Source organism: Paracoccus sp. PAR01 (assembly GCF_014851995.1).
GTDB lineage: Bacteria > Pseudomonadota > Alphaproteobacteria > Rhodobacterales > Rhodobacteraceae > Paracoccus > Paracoccus litorisediminis.
Genome location: NZ_JACVAW010000001.1, coordinates 129,898 through 146,587, shown reverse-complemented (window position 1 = coordinate 146,587; position 16,690 = coordinate 129,898). Strand labels below are relative to the sequence as shown.

The 16,690-nt window shown below is 64.4% G+C and carries 14 protein-coding genes and 1 pseudogene; 11 read left to right on the top strand and 4 right to left on the bottom strand.

Annotated features, from left to right (window positions below; genetic code table 11):
- Nucleotides 1-135 precede the first annotated feature (135 nt).
- Nucleotides 136-780, bottom strand: coding sequence for a DUF6497 family protein (locus IB235_RS00740; RefSeq protein ID WP_155037701.1), 645 nt, complete (start codon nt 778-780; stop codon nt 136-138).
- A 240-nt stretch (nt 781-1,020) separates the two neighbouring features.
- Between IB235_RS00740 and alr the strand changes: the two genes are divergently transcribed.
- The 6 genes from alr (at nt 1,021) to IB235_RS00710 (ending at nt 6,200) form a co-directional block, all read left to right on the top strand.
- The gene (gene alr, locus IB235_RS00735; protein WP_192334771.1) at nt 1,021-2,040 is read left to right on the top strand and encodes an alanine racemase; all 1,020 of its coding nucleotides are present in this window, start codon (nt 1,021-1,023) and stop codon (nt 2,038-2,040) included.
- Complete coding sequence (locus tag IB235_RS00730; protein WP_192334769.1) at nt 2,037-2,795, top strand: ABC transporter permease; 759 nt, start codon at nt 2,037-2,039, stop codon at nt 2,793-2,795. The genes alr and IB235_RS00730 overlap by 4 nt, the downstream gene beginning before the upstream one ends.
- Nucleotides 2,795-3,532 (top strand): ABC transporter ATP-binding protein, encoded by a 738-nt coding sequence (locus tag IB235_RS00725; RefSeq protein WP_192334767.1) that lies wholly within the window; start codon nt 2,795-2,797, stop codon nt 3,530-3,532. Before IB235_RS00730 ends, IB235_RS00725 begins: the two co-directional genes overlap by 1 nt.
- 118 nt (nt 3,533-3,650) lie before the next feature.
- A complete protein-coding gene (locus tag IB235_RS00720; RefSeq protein WP_192334765.1) occupies nt 3,651-4,754 on the top strand; it encodes a PhoH family protein in 1,104 nt (367 codons plus the stop codon).
- Nucleotides 4,747-5,271 (top strand): rRNA maturation RNase YbeY, encoded by a 525-nt coding sequence (ybeY, locus tag IB235_RS00715; protein WP_155037698.1) that lies wholly within the window; start codon nt 4,747-4,749, stop codon nt 5,269-5,271. Before IB235_RS00720 ends, ybeY begins: the two co-directional genes overlap by 8 nt.
- Nucleotides 5,268-6,200, top strand: a complete 933-nt coding sequence (locus IB235_RS00710) for a CBS domain-containing protein (RefSeq protein ID WP_192334763.1) — start codon at nt 5,268-5,270, stop codon at nt 6,198-6,200. Before ybeY ends, IB235_RS00710 begins: the two co-directional genes overlap by 4 nt.
- Here the strand turns inward: IB235_RS00710 and IB235_RS00705 are convergent.
- The 3 genes from IB235_RS00705 to IB235_RS00695 all read right to left on the bottom strand — a co-directional run bounded on the left by IB235_RS00705 (nt 6,197) and on the right by IB235_RS00695 (nt 10,516).
- Entirely contained in the window at nt 6,197-7,009 is an 813-nt protein-coding gene (locus IB235_RS00705) for a GNAT family N-acetyltransferase (RefSeq protein WP_192334760.1), read from the bottom strand. The genes IB235_RS00710 and IB235_RS00705 overlap by 4 nt on opposite strands.
- Nucleotides 7,010-7,093: 84 nt before the next feature.
- Entirely contained in the window at nt 7,094-9,265 is a 2,172-nt protein-coding gene (purL, locus tag IB235_RS00700) for a phosphoribosylformylglycinamidine synthase subunit PurL (RefSeq protein ID WP_192334757.1), read from the bottom strand.
- Between the two features lie 348 nt (nt 9,266-9,613).
- The gene (locus tag IB235_RS00695) at nt 9,614-10,516 is read right to left on the bottom strand and encodes a LysR family transcriptional regulator (RefSeq protein ID WP_155037694.1); all 903 of its coding nucleotides are present in this window, start codon (nt 10,514-10,516) and stop codon (nt 9,614-9,616) included.
- Between the two features lie 155 nt (nt 10,517-10,671).
- On the opposite strand from IB235_RS00695, the pseudogene IB235_RS00690 reads away from it, so the two are divergent.
- The 5 genes and pseudogenes from IB235_RS00690 to IB235_RS00670 all read left to right on the top strand — a co-directional run.
- A pseudogene (locus IB235_RS00690) lies at nt 10,672-14,073 on the top strand (indolepyruvate ferredoxin oxidoreductase family protein); the annotation flags it as partial.
- Nucleotides 14,074-14,137: 64 nt separating this feature from the next.
- Nucleotides 14,138-14,950: a glutamate racemase gene (locus IB235_RS00685; RefSeq protein WP_192334752.1), complete on the top strand. Its 813-nt coding sequence runs from the start codon at nt 14,138-14,140 to the stop codon at nt 14,948-14,950.
- 18 nt (nt 14,951-14,968) lie between these two features.
- Nucleotides 14,969-15,412, top strand: a complete 444-nt coding sequence (gene ccmE / locus IB235_RS00680) for a cytochrome c maturation protein CcmE (protein WP_155037691.1) — start codon at nt 14,969-14,971, stop codon at nt 15,410-15,412.
- Nucleotides 15,413-15,503: 91 nt separating this feature from the next.
- On the top strand, nt 15,504-16,115 hold the full coding sequence (locus tag IB235_RS00675) for a holin-associated N-acetylmuramidase (RefSeq protein ID WP_192334750.1): 612 nt from the start codon (nt 15,504-15,506) through the stop codon (nt 16,113-16,115).
- Complete coding sequence (locus IB235_RS00670; RefSeq protein WP_370576795.1) at nt 16,106-16,624, top strand: holin family protein; 519 nt, start codon at nt 16,106-16,108, stop codon at nt 16,622-16,624. Before IB235_RS00675 ends, IB235_RS00670 begins: the two co-directional genes overlap by 10 nt.
- Nucleotides 16,625-16,690: the final 66 nt, after the last annotated feature.

Here is a 16,690-nt window from a genome sequence, read left to right as displayed (position 1 = left end):
GGGTTAGATTCGGCCGCCCTCTGCGACCGCGCGCAGACCATAACGGCCGGGGGCCTGATGGCACAGCCGAGTGGGAACCGCCAGTGCTGGGGGTGTCCCGGCTGTGGCAGGCATGCATCAGGGCGCAAAGGCCCGTCACCACGGCTCCCATTCGCATTCATCGCGGTCGGCGGGCAGGCGGAAGGCTTCGAACAATTGCAGCACTTCGGGGTCATACGCGCCGAAGGGGATGTCCTTGTCGGCGATGCTGATCATGATGACCTGCGGCCGCGGGGCGGGGCTGGCAACGCGGGGCAGAACCCAGTTCTGACACAGCCAGACCACATCGTCATGCAGCGGGTCCTGCGCCAGCACATCGGGCGCGGCGGGCAGGGCGGGTTCCTCAAGCATGTTGTCGGCCTCGACCTCGGCCGCCTCATCGCCCTCGACCGGGGTCATGTCCAGCTGGTCGGCGTCGATCATGCCGTCATCGCCTTCGACCGTGCCGGATTCGGTGTCGATCTCGATCGGGCCGCGATCGCCGCTGTCCTCGCCATCCAGTCCCGGTTCGCTGGCCGGGCCGGTGGTCGAGGGCACACGCTTGGCCAGATCGGTCATCAGGAAGCGGAAGCGATAGGTCAGCCCCGAGCCGCCGGAATTGTCATGCACGGTTTCCAGCCAGCGCAGCTCTGCCCCCGATGGCAGCTGGATCACCTTGTCCGGCCCGTCCGTTCCGGCGGCGGCTGCCGGAATGGCCAGCGTCGCAAGTGCTACGCCGAACGCGGTGGAACGTGCCTTCATGTCATCCCTCGGAGTGTTTTTGTTCTCTGGGCCGATATTATCGTGCCTTTTCCACGGATTGACCAGATTCTTGCTGCATGCGCGAAGCAATTGGCCGCTGGATGGTTGCCTTGGATGCAGGTTACGGCCAGCCGGGTGCTGCGGAAAGAAAAAATCCCGTTAGTTGCGTTTCCCGCAGTGCTGCTGCCCGCCCTTGCAAAGAGCTTGACGAAAGAAAAGGCGCGGGGCATGGCGTTGCGCATGGGACTTGTCATCGAACTCGCGGCCGTTCAGGCCAATTGGAAGGCCCTTGCGGAGCGCGCCCCTGGCGCGCGCGCCGGGGCGGTGGTCAAGGCGGATGCCTATGGCCTTGGTGCCGAACGTGTCGCGCCTGCCCTTTATGAGGCTGGCGCACGCGACTTCTTCGTGGCCTTGGCCGCGGAGGGGCGGGCGATACGCCCGCATCTGCCGGACGACGCACAGATATTCGTGCTTTCAGGCCATATGGAGGGCGAGGACCTGACCGGTCTGGTGCCGCTTCTGAACAGCCCCGAGCAGTTTTTCCGCGACCGCGCTTTGCGCCCGCGCGGACCCTTTGGCATCCAGCTGGATAGCGGCATGAACCGGCTGGGGCTGGAACCCGGCGAATGGGCCGCGATCCGCTCCGAGGCTCTGGCTGCCGGGCCGCGCCTGATTTCGTCGCATCTGGCCTGCGCCGATGAGCCGGACCACCCCGCCAATGCCGCCCAACTGGCCGCATTCCGGGCCATGACCGAGGGCGTCAGCGCCCCGCGCTCGCTGGCTGCGACCGGCGGCATCCTGCTGGGTCCGGATTTCCATTTCGACGTCGTGCGGCCGGGCGTCGGCATGTATGGCGGCCAACCCTTTGCCGAGGCGCGCCCCGTCGTCACCCTGTCGCTGCCGCTGATCCAGACCCGCGAGGTCAAGCCCGGCGAGTCGGTCGGTTACGGCTATAACTGGACCGCACAGCGCACATCGCGCGTAGCGACGGTTGCTGCGGGCTATGCCGATGGTCTGGCCCGCGCGCTGGCCCGTCATGGAGAGTTGAAGCTGTGGTCGGGTGACCGCGCCTGCCCGGTGATTGGTCGCATCTCGATGGACCTGATCACCGTGGACGTCACCGATCTGCCGGATGTGCCCAAGGAGCTTGAGATCCTGAACGCGCGTCAGGGCGTCGATATGTTGGCGGATCTGTCCGGCACTATCGGCTACGAGATCCTGACCTCGCTGGGACCGCGCTTTACCCGGACCTATCGGTGAGACCAATCCGCCTGATCGGTCGGGCAGGGATCGCGCTGACCCGGACGATCGGGCGCGTGGGCATCTTTGCCGCACGCGGACTGACACGGATCGGGGCGCATCCCTCGGAACTGGCGCGGCAGATGCTGCATATCGGCTGGCTGTCGCTGCCGGTGGTCGGGCTGACCGCTCTGTTCACCGGAGCGGCTTTGGCCTTGCAGATCCATTCCGGCGGTGAGCGTTTTCAGGCGGGCGACGTGGTTCCGGCCATCGTCGCCATCGGCATGGCCCGAGAGCTTGGCCCGGTTCTGGGCGGGCTGATGGTCGCGGCCCGTGTGGCCAGCGCCATCGCCGCCGAGCTGGGCACCATGCGCGTGACCGAACAGATCGATGCGCTGGTCACGCTGTCCACCGATCCGGTGGGCTGGCTGGTCTCGCCCCGGATCTGGGCCGCGATCCTTTGCCTGCCGGTGCTGGTCGGCGTCGGCGACATCATCGGCATTATGGGCGGCTGGCTGATCGGGGTGAATGCGCTGGGGTTCAACTCGGCCACCTATCTTTCCAACAGCTGGGCCTATCTTGAGGGCTGGGACGTGGGTTCGGGCCTGATCAAGGGCGCGTTCTTTGGCTTTGTCGTGGCGCTGTCCGGCTGCTGGTTCGGGATGAGCGCCGGGAACGGCGCCGCAGGTGTCGGGCGGGCGACCACCAATGCGGTCGTCGCGGCCTCGGTCGGGATTCTGGCGGTGAACTTCCTGCTGACGGGGCTGTTCTTCTGATGATCGAAGTGCGCGGCCTGACGAAAAGCTTCGGCCCCAAGCAGGTGCTGGATGGGGTCGATCTGTCCTTGTCCGACGGCGAAAGCCTTGTCGTGATCGGCGGTTCCGGGACCGGAAAATCGGTGCTGCTGCGCTGCATCCTTGGGCTTGAGGCCCCGGATGCCGGGCAGATCCTGTGGCGGGGGCGGCCGCTGGCCGATCAGCGCGCGGAATTCATGGACGGGTTCGGGATGCTGTTCCAGAACGCCGCCCTGTTCGACAGCCTGCCGGTCTGGCGCAACGTCGCCTTCCGCCTGCTGCGGACCATGCCATCGGCGCGCGCTCGCGACATCGCCGTGGAAAAACTGGCCCGCGTCGGTCTTGGCCCCGAGGTTGCCGATCTTTACCCGGCCGAACTGTCCGGCGGCATGCGCAAGCGCGCCGGTCTGGCCCGCGCCATTGCCGCCGACCCCAAGGTGATCTTTTTCGATGAGCCGACGACCGGGCTGGACCCGATCCGCGCCGCCGCCATCAACGCGCTGATCCGCGGCATTGTCGATGAGACGGGAGCCAGCGCCATTACCATCACCCATGACATGACCTCGGTCCGCGCGATCGGGGACCGGCTGGCGCTGCTGGATCGCGGGCAGGTGCGCTGGCAGGGCCCGGTGTCACAGATGGATCACGCGCAAGATGAATATCTGCAGGATTTCATCGCAGGCCGCGCACGGCCGATGGGGTCGCATCCTGCCGGATGACTGCATATATATGCGACAGAGCCTGCGTAAAAGCACATCACACAACCCGCAGGCCTTGTGCGAATCCCGCGCAGTTGCGACCATGAACCTGTACTTCTCGACCTGACCGGAGACGAATTTGGGTCTTTCCCCGACTGCCCCCGCGACCACGACTGCTGGCGAAACCCTGCTGGAGTTCCACGACAACAGGCTGCTGATCGATCTTTGCGGCCCTCATGACCGCCATCTGGCGCGCATCGAGGAAGCGCTCAAGGTCCATATCCTTCGCCGCGGCAATCTTCTTTCCGTTGTCGGTCCCGCCGACGCCCAGGCCGAGGCCGCGCAGGTTCTGCGCGGGCTTTATGCCCGGCTGGAGCAGGGCCGCCATGTCGAGCTGCCAGAAATCGAGGCGGCCTTGCGCATGGGTGTCGAGCAGGCACAGGAAACCCTGTCCCCTGCCGAGCAGCTGGAAATGTTCCAGACCGGCCATGTCGAGCTGCGCACGCGCAAGAAGACGGTCGAGCCGCGCACCGAGGCGCAAAAGGAATATGTCCGCAACCTGTTCGCCAACGAACTGGCTTTCGGCATAGGCCCCGCGGGCACCGGCAAGACCTATCTGGCCGTCGCCGTCGGCGTGACCATGCTGATCGGCGGCCATGTCGACAAGATCATCCTGTCGCGCCCCGCCGTCGAGGCGGGCGAGCGTCTGGGCTTCCTGCCCGGCGACATGAAGGAAAAAGTCGATCCCTACATGCAGCCGCTTTACGACGCGCTGAACGACTTCCTGCCCAGCAAGCAGATGCAGAAGCTGATGGAGGAAAAGCGCATCGAGATCGCGCCGCTGGCCTTCATGCGCGGGCGGACGCTGGCCAATGCCTTTGTCGTGCTGGATGAGGCGCAGAACGCCACCACCATGCAGATGAAGATGTTCCTGACCCGTCTGGGTGAGGGCTCGCGCATGGTCATCACCGGCGACCGCACCCAGATCGACCTGCCGCGCGGCGTTCATTCCGGCCTGACCGATGCCGAGAAGATCCTGAAGGACGTGAAGGGCATCAGCTTCAGCTACTTCACCGCCAAGGACGTGGTGCGCCACCCGCTGGTCGCCCGCATCATCGAGGCCTATGACACCGAAGCCGAATTGGCGCTTGCCCGTGGCGAACCGGTGGACGATCGCGGCCAGCGCATCCCGCGCCGCGAGCCGCGCTTCATTGCCACCGCTGGGGGCCAAAGCGATGCGTGAGCCCTTCGAGGACGAGGTCGAAGAAATGGGCATCATCGATCTGGTGATCGAGGATGAACGCTGGGAAGACGCCGACCTGATGGGCATGGCCGAACGCGCCGCCCATGCGGTCGGCGAATGGCTGGGGCTTGAGCAGTTTCAGGTCGTGGTCATGGGCTGCGACGACCAGCGCATCGCCGGTCTGAATGCCGAATTCCGCGACAAGCCCCGGCCGACCAATGTCCTCAGCTGGCCCGCGATGGAGTTCGAGGAACGCGAGCCGGGTGAAGCGCCCGAACTGCCCGAGATCGAGGAGCTTGGCGACATCGCCATCTCCTACGACACCTGCTGGCGCGAGGCCGAGGCGCAGGGAAAACCCTTTGCCGATCATGCCACACATCTGCTTGTGCATGCGATCCTGCATCTTGCCGGTTACGATCATATCGACGATCAGGATGCCGAAACCATGGAAGATGCTGAACGCGCGATCCTGAGCAAGCTCGGCATCCCCGATCCCTATCTGGAAATGGAAACATGAATAACGACCGAAGTCCCGACACCCCCGTCTCGGCCGAGCCCGCCTCTTGGGCGGATGGAGTCGGAGGGGACGGGCGGGATCTTCCGCAATCGCGCGGCTTTCTGGGCCGCATCCTTGGTGCGTTCGGCGGCGGCGACAGCGAGGCCGAGACGCCCGCCGAAAAGGCCACGGCAAACAATGCACCCAGCAAGTCCGGGCTGGGCATGGTCAATCTGCGCCGGATGCGCGTCGATGACGTGGCCGTTCCCAAGGCCGAGATCGTCGCGGTTCCGGTCAGCACCCCCTTGCCCGAACTGGTCGAGATATTCCGTGAGCATGGTTTCTCACGCGTGCCGGTGTTCAAGGGCACGCTGGACAGTCCGCTGGGGCTGATCCACCTGAAAGATCTGGCGCTGAAATACGGCTTTGGTGCCGAAGCTCCGACCAAGTTCAATCTGCGGCCGCTGCTGCGCCCGCTGCTTTACGTGCCGCCATCGATGCCGATCGGCGTGCTGCTGCAGCAGATGCAGCAAAAGCGCATCCACATGGCCATGGTCATCGATGAATATGGCGGGGTGGACGGCGTCGTCACCATCGAGGACCTGATCGAACAGGTCATCGGTGAGATCGAGGACGAGCACGACGAGATCGAAGGCGGCATGCTGATGGCCGAAAAGCCCGGCCAATGGCTGGTTCAGGCCCGCACGCCGCTAGAGGATGTCGAGGCAGAAACCGGGCTGCGGCTGGCCTCTGACGAAGAGGAAATCGACACGCTGGGAGGGCTGATCTTCATGCTGACCGGCCGGGTTCCGGTCCGGGGCGAGGTCATTCCCCATGACAGCGGCGTCGAGTTCGAAATCGTCGATGCCGATCCGCGCCGGGTGAAACGGGTGCGGCTGCGCCAGATTCAACCGGTGCAGCCTGCCGAGACGACCCCGGACGCCGGTTAAAGCGCCGCGAAAGCGGGGGCATGGGTGATGGCGCTGCCTTTGGGCAGCGCCGGACCCAGCGCCATCAGATGCGGACCAGCATAGGGTGAAGCAAGGTCTGCGGGTTCAAAGCCGAAGCGGCTGTAATAGGCCGGATCGCCCAGAACCACGATCGTATGGCCGGGAACGGCGTCCAGCGCCGCGCGGATCAGCGCGTCGCCGATCCCACGGCCTTGCGCCGCCGGATGCACCGCAACCGGGGCCAGTGCCAAAGCCGGGCCTTCGGCCTGCAGCGGCGACAGCGCGACATGGCCGATGATGCTGCCGCCTGCTTCCGCGACAAAGGACAGGGTCAGGTCGTCCTGATCGCGCAGCATCTCGACCAACCGCGCCTCATCCTGCCCGCCAAAGGCCAGCCGCAGCAGGGCCGAAATCGCGGCGGCCTCTTGCGGATGCTCGGCGCGAATGCGGGGCAGGACCTCAATGCGGTCAAAGGCGCGGGCGATGTCCGTGCTGCGCTGCCCCCATTCGCTGGCCTTGGTGCGGGCCTGATGGGCGGCAAAGGCCTCGGCATCGGCGAAAAGCTCATCCAGACGCCAGATCAGCGGGTCCTCGGTCTGCGACAGGTCAAAGCGCAGATTGCCGGGCTCGGCCCGGCTCAGGGCGACATGGTCGGGCAGCAGGTCCAGCGCCAGCATCATCTGGCTCATGTCCGCGCAGGTCAGATGGCCCGACAACGCGATCAGCGGTTGGGTCAGGGGGATCTCGGTCCCGCCCAATGCGGCGTCGTGATGGTGATGATGGTGATGTCCGCAGGCGCAGCCGCTCATGTCAGGTTGTCCTTTCATTTGCGGGCAAGCTAGCAGGGATTGCGGCAAAGAAAAGGCCGGGCGCTTGGCCCGGCCTTTGTTCGTTCAGGCGATGCCGAGGTTCAGGGTCTCGACAAAGGCGCTGCGATAGAGCGCCGACAGCTCGGCCAGCGCGGCTGCGTCGCCGCCAAGGCTGACGCCTTCGCCGTCGAACTCGCCGACCTTGGCGACCGGAACGCCTGCGCTTGCGGCGGCCTCCAGCAGCTTCGCGGCATTGGTCGCCGAGCAGGCGACCAGATAGCGGGCCTGATCTTCACCGAACAGTTGGGCGATGTCGGATTGCTCCAGCGTGACGCCCAGACCGGCGGCCTCGGCCATCTCGAATGCGGCCAAGGCAAGCCCGCCATCCGACAGGTCGGTCGCAGCCGAGAGCAGCTTGCGATTGGCGCGCAGGAACTCACCATGCTTGCGCTCGGCGGTCAGGTCGACATGCGGGGCGTCGCCGGATTCGACGCCGAAGGCTTCGACGGCCAGAGCCGACTGGCCAAGATGGCCTTGGGTCGTGCCGATGACCAGCGCCACGTCGCCAGCGACGGGCAGACCTGCGATCAGATCGTCCAGATGCGCGATCAGGCCGACGCCGCCGATGGTGGGCGTGGGCAGGATGCCCTTGCCGTCGGTCTCGTTGTAAAGCGAGACGTTGCCCGAGACGATCGGGAAGTCCAGCGCGGCGCAGGCCTCGCCGATGCCTTTGACCGCGCCGACCAGCTGGCCCATGATCTCGGGCTTTTCGGGATTGCCGAAGTTCAGGTTGTCGGTGGTCGCGAGCGGCAGCGCGCCGCAGGCGGTCAGGTTGCGGTAAGCCTCGGCCACGGCCTGCTTGCCGCCCTCATAGGGGTTGGCCTTGACGTAGCGGGGCGTCACGTCGCTGGTGAAGGCCAGCGCCTTGTCAGTGCCGTGGACGCGGACGACGCCAGCGCCCAGACCGGGGCGGCGGACGGTGTCAGCGCCCACTTGCGTGTCATACTGCTCCCAGACCCAGCCCTTATGGGCATGGCTGGGCGAGCCGATCAGAGCCTTCAGCGCCGCGATGGGCGTGATTGCGGGCAGGGTGGGCATAGCCGAGGCTGCGGGCGTTTCCACCCAAGGGCGGTCATATTCCGGCGCGCTGGAGGACAGTTTCGACAGCGGCAGGTCAGCCTTGACCTGATTGTGGTGCAGGATCAGGAAGCGGTCCTCGGCAATGGTTTCGCCGACAATGGCGAAGTCGAGGTCCCATTTTTCAAAGATCGCGCGGGCTTCTGCCTCTTTCTCGGGCTTCAGCACCATGAGCATCCGCTCTTGGCTTTCCGAGAGCATCATCTCATAGGCGGTCATATGCGCTTCGCGCTGCGGCACGTTTTCAAGGTTCAGCTTGATGCCAAGCCCGCCCTTGTCGCCCATTTCCACGGCCGAGCAGGTCAGACCCGCAGCGCCCATGTCCTGAATGGAAATGACGCTGTCGGTCTGCATCAGCTCAAGGCAGGCTTCCAGCAGGCATTTCTCGGTGAAGGGGTCGCCGACCTGAACGGTGGGGCGCTTTTCCTCGATCGTGTCGTCGAACTCGGCCGAGGCCATGGTTGCGCCGCCGACGCCGTCGCGACCGGTCTTGGCGCCCAGATAGACGACGGGCATGCCGACGCCCGAGGCCGCCGAGTAAAAGATCTTGTCGGCATCGGCCAGACCCGCCGCAAAGGCGTTCACAAGGCAGTTGCCGTCATAGGATTGGTGGAAGCGCACTTCGCCGCCCACGTTCGGCACGCCGAAGGCATTGCCGTAAGCGCCGATGCCCTCGACCACGCCCTTGACCAGATGGGCGGTCTTGGGGTGCTGGGGGCGGCCGAAGGACAAGGCGTCCATCGCGGCGATCGGGCGCGCGCCCATGGTGAAGACATCGCGCAGGATGCCGCCGACGCCGGTCGCAGCACCTTGGTGCGGCTCGATATAGGAGGGGTGGTTGTGGCTTTCCATCTTGAAGACCACGGCCTGACCGTCGCCGATATCGACGACGCCGGCGTTCTCGCCGGGGCCGCAGATGACCTGCGGGCCGGTGGTCGGCAGGGTGCGCAGCCATTTCTTAGACGACTTATACGAGCAGTGCTCGTTCCACATCGCCGAGAAAATGCCCAGCTCGGTGAAAGTCGGCTCGCGTCCGATGATCCCCAGGATGCGCTGATATTCGTCAGGCTTCAGGCCATGCGCGGCAATCAGGTCTTCGGTGATCTGCGGTTCATCCATATTCGAGCCCTTTCCCCGGATTTGGGGCCTTTTATGCGGGGACGGGCAATTAGGAAAGGGGCCGCGCGCGCGTAGGCGGACGGGGCTGCCGAAACCGGGATCAGACCGCATTGTCGGGACCGGGCTGTCGGGCAAAAAAAAGCCGGGCATAAAGCCCGGCCTAAGTCCAACAGGGAGGTTGAAGTTGATGAGAGTTTCCTCAAATCATCCCCTTCGACGCCTCAGATATGTGCAGTTTGCGAACCGTTCAAGGATGAAAGCGCAAACTTAGGACATGTCGGATATGCGCCTGTGGCATGGCTTTCGCGGATAGGGGAATCCTTACCATACAAGTGTAGTGGAAACGGATCAGTTGTCCGTTTCCGCCTGCAATTTGCGGATCGACTGGATTTCCTCGAGCACGAAATCGCGGAAAGCACTGACCCGACGAGATGTGCGCAACTCCTCGGGGAAGGCGAGGAAGACCGGGACCTCGCCGGATTCGATTTCCGGTAGCACACGGGTCAGCTGTGGAAAGTCCGCGGTCAGGTAATCGGGCAGCACGCCGATGCCGACATGGTTCAGCACGCCCTGCAGCACGCCGAAATAGTTATTCACCATCAGCATCGAGGTCATGTTGTGCGTGAGCAGCGTCTGCACCAGCACTGCGCCCGAGCTGACCTGCGGGGTCTGCGGGCTTTGGCAGATCAGGCGATGGGGGCGCAATTCCTCGAAGGATTGCGGCGTTCCGTGCCGCTCAAGATATTCCGGCGTCGCATAAAGCCGCATGCGGATGTTCAGCAGCCGGCGCCGGATCAGGTCCTGCTGCGCGGGTTCCTTCATGCGGATGGCCACGTCCGCCTCGCGCATGGGCAGGTCGAGGACGCGCTCTTCCAGCATCAGGTCGATTTTCAGGTCGGGATAGCGTTCGTAAAGCTTGGCCAGACGCGGCACCAGCCACATGGTCCCGAAGCCGGTGGTGGTGGTCACCTTCAGCTCACCAAAGACCTCTTCCTCGCTGTCCTTGATTCGCGCGGCAGTTGTGTCAAGCTTGCGCACCATCGAGGAGGTTGCCTCGAACAGCAATTCGCCCTGTTCGGTCAGGATCAGGCCGCGGGCATGGCGGTGAAACAGCGTGGTTCCCAGTGAATCCTCAAGCGCGCGGATCTGACGGCTGACGGCGGATTGGGACAGATGAAGCACGTCGCCCGCATGGGTCAGCGACCCAGCATCCGCGACGGCGTGAAAGATTCTCAGCTTGTCCCAGTCCATGATCCAGCTTTCTTGTGGCAGCAGCCATGCAATTTTCGCAACGCTTACCACATAGGTGCAATGGGACAATATGCACCCCCATGCAGAAAAATTCTTTATCGGTCAGTTTTGCTGACCTATAGTGCACTAAGACCAGTCATCGCGCTTGGGAGGGCAAGATGAACGTGCAGGATTTTACTCTGGCGGATCGGTTCGATCTTAGTAAGCGGCATGTGCTGCTGAACGGAACGCAGGCTTTGGTGCGGCTGATGCTGATGCAATCGGCTCGTGACAAGGCTGCGGGCTTCGATACGGCAGGGTTGGTGACAGGATATCGCGGATCGCCGTTGGGAGGCGTCGATCTGCAGATGATGAAATCAAAGAGTGAACTGACGGCAGCGCAGGTGCTGTTCCAGCCTGGTCTGAACGAGGATCTAGCAGCGACCGCGATCTGGGGCAGCCAGCAGGCCGAACTGCGCGGCGAGGGCAAGCATGACGGCGTCTTTGCCCTGTGGTACGGCAAGGGGCCGGGGGTGGACCGCTCGGGCGACGTGATGCGGCATGCGAACATGGCGGGCTCGTCGAAATTCGGCGGCGTGGTCATGGCCATGGGCGACGACCATACCGGCGAAAGCTCGACCGTGCTGCACCAGTCCGACTGGGCGATGGTCGATGCCTATATCCCGGTGCTGTCGCCTGCCGGTGTGCAGGAAATCCTTGATTTCGGGCTTTACGGCTTTGCGCTGTCGCGCTTTGCCGGGGTATGGACCGGTCTCAAGACGATGAAGGACACGGTCGAGGCGACCAGCGTCGTCGATGGTGACCCCTTCCGCATGAAGTTCGTCACCCCGGATTTCGCGATGCCGCAGGGCGGTCTGAACATCCGGCTGGGCGACACGCCCGTGGCGCAGGAAGCGCGGATGATCGACTATAAGCGCTTCGCAGCCGAGGCATTTGCCCGTGCGAACCGCATCGACCGCCCGGTCTGGAACGCGCCCGGCGCGCGGATCGGATTTGTCGCGGCGGGCAAGAATTGGCTGGATCTGGTCCATGCCCTGTCGCTTCTGGATATCGATGAAGACGAGGCCGACCGGCTGGGCATCTCGACCTACAAGGTCGGTCAGACCTGGCCGATGGACATGAAGTCCTTTCAGGAATGGTCCGAAGGGCTGGAGGTCATCGTCGTCGTCGAGGAAAAGCGCAAGCTGATCGAGGTGCAGGTCAAGGAAGCGATCTTTGACAACCGCCATGGTCGCCGCGTGCTGGGCTGGAAGCATGACCGCACCCATGAGGAGCTGTTCCCGACCCGTTACGCGCTGGACCCGGTGATGATTGCCCAGAAGCTGGGCAGTATCCTGATCGAAGAAGGCCGCGGGACCGAGGCGATCAAGGCGGGCCTGCAACGCCTGACCGAAGTGCGTCGCAACGACAACGCCCCCGAGGTTGCCACCCGCACGCCTTGGTTCTGTTCGGGTTGTCCGCATAACACCTCGACCCGATTGCCCGATGGCGCGCGCGCCTATGCGGGGATCGGCTGTCACTACATGGTGCAGTGGATGGACCGCGACACCTCGGGCTTCACCCATATGGGCGGCGAGGGTGCGAACTGGATCGGTGAGGGGCCGTTCAGCAAAAGAAACCATGTGTTTCAGAATCTTGGCGACGGAACCTATAACCATTCCGGGTCTTTGGCGATCCGTGCGGCCAAGGCCGCGAACGCGAATATCACCTATAAGATCCTCTTCAACGACGCCGTCGCTATGACCGGCGGCCAGCCAAACGAAGGTGGGCTGACCGCGCAGCAGATCGTGCGCGAATTGCAGGCCATGGGCGTGTCCCCGGTAATCGCCGTCTATGACGAGAAAGAGGAGATCGACCGCGGACAGTTCCCCTCGGGTCTGCGGTTTGAGGAACGCGCCTCGATGTTGGCGGTGCAGAAGGAGTTGGAACAGGTCGGCGGTGTCAGCGCCATCGTCTATATCCAGACCTGCGCTGCCGAAAAGCGCCGTCGCCGCAAGCGCGGCAAGTTCCCCGATCCTGACCGTCGCGTCTGGATCAACCCGGACATCTGCGAGGGCTGCGGTGATTGCGGGGTGCAGTCGAATTGTGTCTCGATCGTGCCCAAGGACACCGAACTGGGCCGCAAGCGCACGATCGACCAGTCCAGCTGCAACAAGGACTATTCCTGCGTGAAGGGCTTCTGCCCCAGCTTCGTCTCAGTCCGCGGGGCCAAGCTGAAAAAGCCCAAGGCGGCCGAGTTGGACCTGCCCTTGCTGCCGGAACCGGCGCTGCCTGCCATTCGCGGCACGCATAATGTCGTCATCACCGGGGTTGGGGGCACCGGCGTCGTGACCATCGGCGCTGTTCTGGCGCAGGCCGCCCATATCGACGGCAAGGGCGCTGGCATGATGGAGATGGCGGGCCTCGCCCAGAAGGGCGGCGCGGTTCATATCCACCTGCGTCTGGCCAATGCGCCTGCGGATATCAGCGCCATCCGCGTTGCCGTGGGCGAGGCCGATTGTGTCATCGGTGGCGATCTGGTGGTGACCGGTGGGGCCAAGACCATCGGGCTGATGACCAAGGGCCGGACCGGGGCGGTGGTCAATGACCACGAGATCATCACCGGCGAATTCACCCGCAACCGCGATTTTCAGATCCCGGCGGACCGGCTGCGCGTGTCGTTGCAGGCCCGACTGGGCGAGAAGGTCGCGTTCTTTGACGCCTCGACGCTGGCGCTGCGGCTGCTGGGGGACTCGATCTATTCCAACATGCTGGTGATGGGCGCGACCTGGCAGCAGGGGCTGATCCCGCTGTCGGAAGCTGCGATCCTGAAGGCGATCGAGCTGAATGGCGCCAAGGTCGCCGAGAACCAGCGCGCCTTCCAGATCGGCCGCTGGGCCATGGCCGAGCCCGCCGCCGCCGCGCAGGTGCTGGCAGCGGCACCCGAGCATGTCGAGGCGGTGGATCCCGCGGCCTACCGCGCTGCGCGGCTGGTCGAATACCAGAATGAGGCGCTGGCCAAGCGGTTCCGCGATCTGGTGGCGCTGGCCCCTGCGGCGCTGCAGGGCAGCGTGGCCGAGGGCTATTACAAACTGCTGGCCTATAAGGACGAATACGAGGTCGCCCGGCTGCATCTGGCCAGCGCCGCGCAGCTTTCCAATGAGTTCGAGGGCGACGCCAAGCTCAGCTTCCATCTGGCCCCGCCCTTCATGCCGGGGCTTGATCCCGACGGGCGGCCACGCAAACGTGAATTCGGCGCCTGGGTGCTGCCGCTGTTCAAGGTGTTGGCGCGGATGAAGGGATTGCGCGGAACTGCTTTGGACCCGTTCGGCCATGCGGCCGAGCGTCGCGCCGAACGCGCCGCCATCGCCGAGTTTGAGGCTGATATGCGCGAAGTCCTTGCAGATGTGACGCCCGCGACGATTGCGCTGGTGCGAGAGCTTGCGGAACTGCCGCTGTCGGTGCGCGGCTATGGTCCGGTCAAGGAGGCCGCAGCTCGTCAGGCCGCGGCGCGTCGGGTCCAGCTTCTGGATGCTTTCCGCAAGGGCGGCACGCCCATGGCGCAGGCAGCCGAATGACATAAATCATGGCGTTCGCCCGCGGCGCGTCCTAAAAAGGCGCGTCGCGAGCAGGAGATTAGTCATGGCGGTAGGGGTTTTCGATTCGGGTCTTGGTGGGCTGACGGTCCTGGACGCCATTGCCGCCCGTATGCCCGAATTGCCGCTGGTCTATCTGGGTGACAACAAGCACACGCCCTATGGCGTGCGCGATGCCGAAGATATCTATCGCCTGACCTGCGCCGGGGTCGAGCGGCTATGGGCCGAGGGCTGTGATCTGATCATTCTGGCCTGCAACACGGCCTCGGCTGCTGCCCTGAAGCGCATGCAGGAAACCTGGCTGCCGCCGAACAAGCGCGTGCTGGGCGTGTTCGTCCCGATGATCGAGGCCCTGACCGAACGCCGCTGGGGCGACAATTCCCCCCCGCGCGAGGTCGAGGTCAAGCATGTCGCGCTGTTCGCCACCCCGGCGACGGTCGCCAGCCGCGCCTTCCAGCGGGAACTGGCCTTCCGCGCCATCGGCGTCGATGTCGAGGCGCAGCCCTGCGGCGGCGTCGTCGATGCCATCGAGCAGGGCGATGAAATTCTGGCCGAGGCGCTGGTCACCAGCCATGTCGAGGCGCTGATGCGCCGCATGCCGCGCCCCGAGGCGGCGATCCTTGGCTGCACGCATTATCCGCTGGTCCAGCCCGCCTTCCAGAAAGCGCTGGGTGAAAATGTGAAGGTCTATTCGCAGCCGCAGCTGGTCGCCGAAAGCCTTGAGGACTATCTGGGCCGCCACCCCGAACTGATCGGTCAGGGCACCGAGTCCCGTTTTCTGACGACGGGCGATCCGGTCCGGGTCTCGGGTAAGGCGACGCAATTCCTGCGCTATGCGATCAAGTTCGAAGCTGCGTAAGAAACGTGTGACTAAGGAATGAAATCGCTCAAGAAAAAACGCCGCATTCAGATCATCATCGCAGCCACCGTCGCGCTGGTCCTGGCGGTCGGGCTGATCGGTTACGGCTTTCGCGATGGCATCAACCTGTACCGCTCGCCAAGCCAGATGGCTGGAAACCCGCCCGAAGCGGGTGAGGTGTTTCGCCTTGGCGGGCTGGTCGAGGACGGCACGCTGAAGCGTGGCGATGGTGAGACGGTCAGCTTCAGCGTCACCGATGGCGGCGCCTCGGTTCCCGTCCGCTTTACCGGCGTGCTGCCCGATCTGTTCGCGGAAGGTCAGGGCATGATCGGCACCGGCCGGATGGAGGGCGACACCTTCATCGCCTCGGAAATCCTGGCCAAGCATGATGAGAATTACATGCCGCGCGAGGTCATCGACTCGCTCAAGGAACAGGGCGTCTATGAGGAGCCCAATTCCTGACGCCCCATTCTTCGATGCAACGCGCGCCGGGTTAAGCAAGGGTTAACCCCGCCGGGCCAGCTTTCTGGACAGTTTCCAGAAGGGGGCCAGCATGAAGACCGTCGAACAGATCGCGGCCGAGATCGTCGCGCGTGAGGGGGGCTACGTCAACGATCCCGATGATCCGGGTGGCGCGACCAATCTGGGCGTCACGCTGACCACGCTGCGGGAATTGGGCGAAGATCGCAATGTCGATGGCAAGGTCGATCTGGCTGATCTCAAGGCGCTGACCAAGGCTGATGCCCAGCGGATTTTCGTCGAACATTACTTTCGCAAACCGGGGCTGGCCGCGCTGCCGGCGCAACTGCAGCCTTCGGTCTTTGACATGCAGGTCAATGCAGGGGCGAATGCGGTCAAGATCTTGCAGCGCATGCTGACCCGGATGGGCTTTGCTATCACGGATGACGGCACGGTCGGGCCAAAGACCGTCGATGCCGCGCGGCTGGCTGCCTTGGCCGCGCCCGCGCATCTGGCCGATGCTTACGGGATCGCCCGGCGGAATTACTACTATGCTTTGGCCGATGCACGCCCGGCCAGTCGCAAATTCGCCCGCAGCCAATCGGGGGGCAAGGGCGGCTGGATCATCCGGGCCGAGGAATTCATCTCGGCCCGCTATCATCTGACGATTGCCGAACACCGGGCGAGGGTTGCAGCATGGGCGTGATGGACCGTTTCCTTGGCGCAAGCAGCGCCGTCACCACCGTCGCCAATGCCGCGACCGGCATGGCCGAGGTGTTCCGCGAAAACTCGACCCGGCGGATGGAGCTGGACGAAGAAGCCTATGCCCGTGCCATGGCACAGCTGACGGCGGAATTTGCCGCGCAACCGGGGGGCTGGTTCGACGGGCTGATGAACGGGCTGAACCGCCTGCCACGCCCGGTGATGACGCTGGGGACGGTGGCGTTGTTCGTCTATGCCATGGTTGAGCCGGTGGGTTTCGGACTGCGCATGCAGAACCTCAACCTTGTCCCCGAGCCGCTGTGGTGGCTGCTGGGCGCGATCATCAGCTTCTATTTCGGGGCGCGCGAGGCGCATTATTTTCGCACCCGGCCGCGGATCACGACCACCGTGCCGACCCCACCCACAGCGCAAGGGCCCATGACCGCGCCAGATGACGATTTCGCGGATAATGCGGCTTTGCGCGACTGGGCAGCCTCGCGGGCTGGGACATGACGGAAATGCGATAAGATCGGTGGCGCTCGGGGCTGGCTTGCCCGACGCGCCGCCGCTATCCTCCGC

What these genes read in the sequence shown, in the direction of transcription:
- IB235_RS00670 (WP_370576795.1), top strand. Translation starts at nt 16,106, where the DNA reads ATGGGCGTGATGGACCGTTTCCTTGGCGCAAGCAGCGCCGTCACCACC.
- IB235_RS00695 (WP_155037694.1), bottom strand. Translation starts at nt 10,516, where the DNA reads ATGGACTGGGACAAGCTGAGAATCTTTCACGCCGTCGCGGATGCTGGG.
- ybeY (WP_155037698.1), top strand. Translation starts at nt 4,747, where the DNA reads ATGCGTGAGCCCTTCGAGGACGAGGTCGAAGAAATGGGCATCATCGAT.
- IB235_RS00675 (WP_192334750.1), top strand. Translation starts at nt 15,504, where the DNA reads ATGAAGACCGTCGAACAGATCGCGGCCGAGATCGTCGCGCGTGAGGGG.
- IB235_RS00710 (WP_192334763.1), top strand. Translation starts at nt 5,268, where the DNA reads ATGAATAACGACCGAAGTCCCGACACCCCCGTCTCGGCCGAGCCCGCC.
- purL (WP_192334757.1), bottom strand. Translation starts at nt 9,265, where the DNA reads ATGGATGAACCGCAGATCACCGAAGACCTGATTGCCGCGCATGGCCTG.
- IB235_RS00685 (WP_192334752.1), top strand. Translation starts at nt 14,138, where the DNA reads ATGGCGGTAGGGGTTTTCGATTCGGGTCTTGGTGGGCTGACGGTCCTG.
- IB235_RS00740 (WP_155037701.1), bottom strand. Translation starts at nt 780, where the DNA reads ATGAAGGCACGTTCCACCGCGTTCGGCGTAGCACTTGCGACGCTGGCC.
- ccmE (WP_155037691.1), top strand. Translation starts at nt 14,969, where the DNA reads ATGAAATCGCTCAAGAAAAAACGCCGCATTCAGATCATCATCGCAGCC.
- IB235_RS00725 (WP_192334767.1), top strand. Translation starts at nt 2,795, where the DNA reads ATGATCGAAGTGCGCGGCCTGACGAAAAGCTTCGGCCCCAAGCAGGTG.
- alr (WP_192334771.1), top strand. Translation starts at nt 1,021, where the DNA reads ATGGGACTTGTCATCGAACTCGCGGCCGTTCAGGCCAATTGGAAGGCC.
- IB235_RS00705 (WP_192334760.1), bottom strand. Translation starts at nt 7,009, where the DNA reads ATGAGCGGCTGCGCCTGCGGACATCACCATCATCACCATCACGACGCC.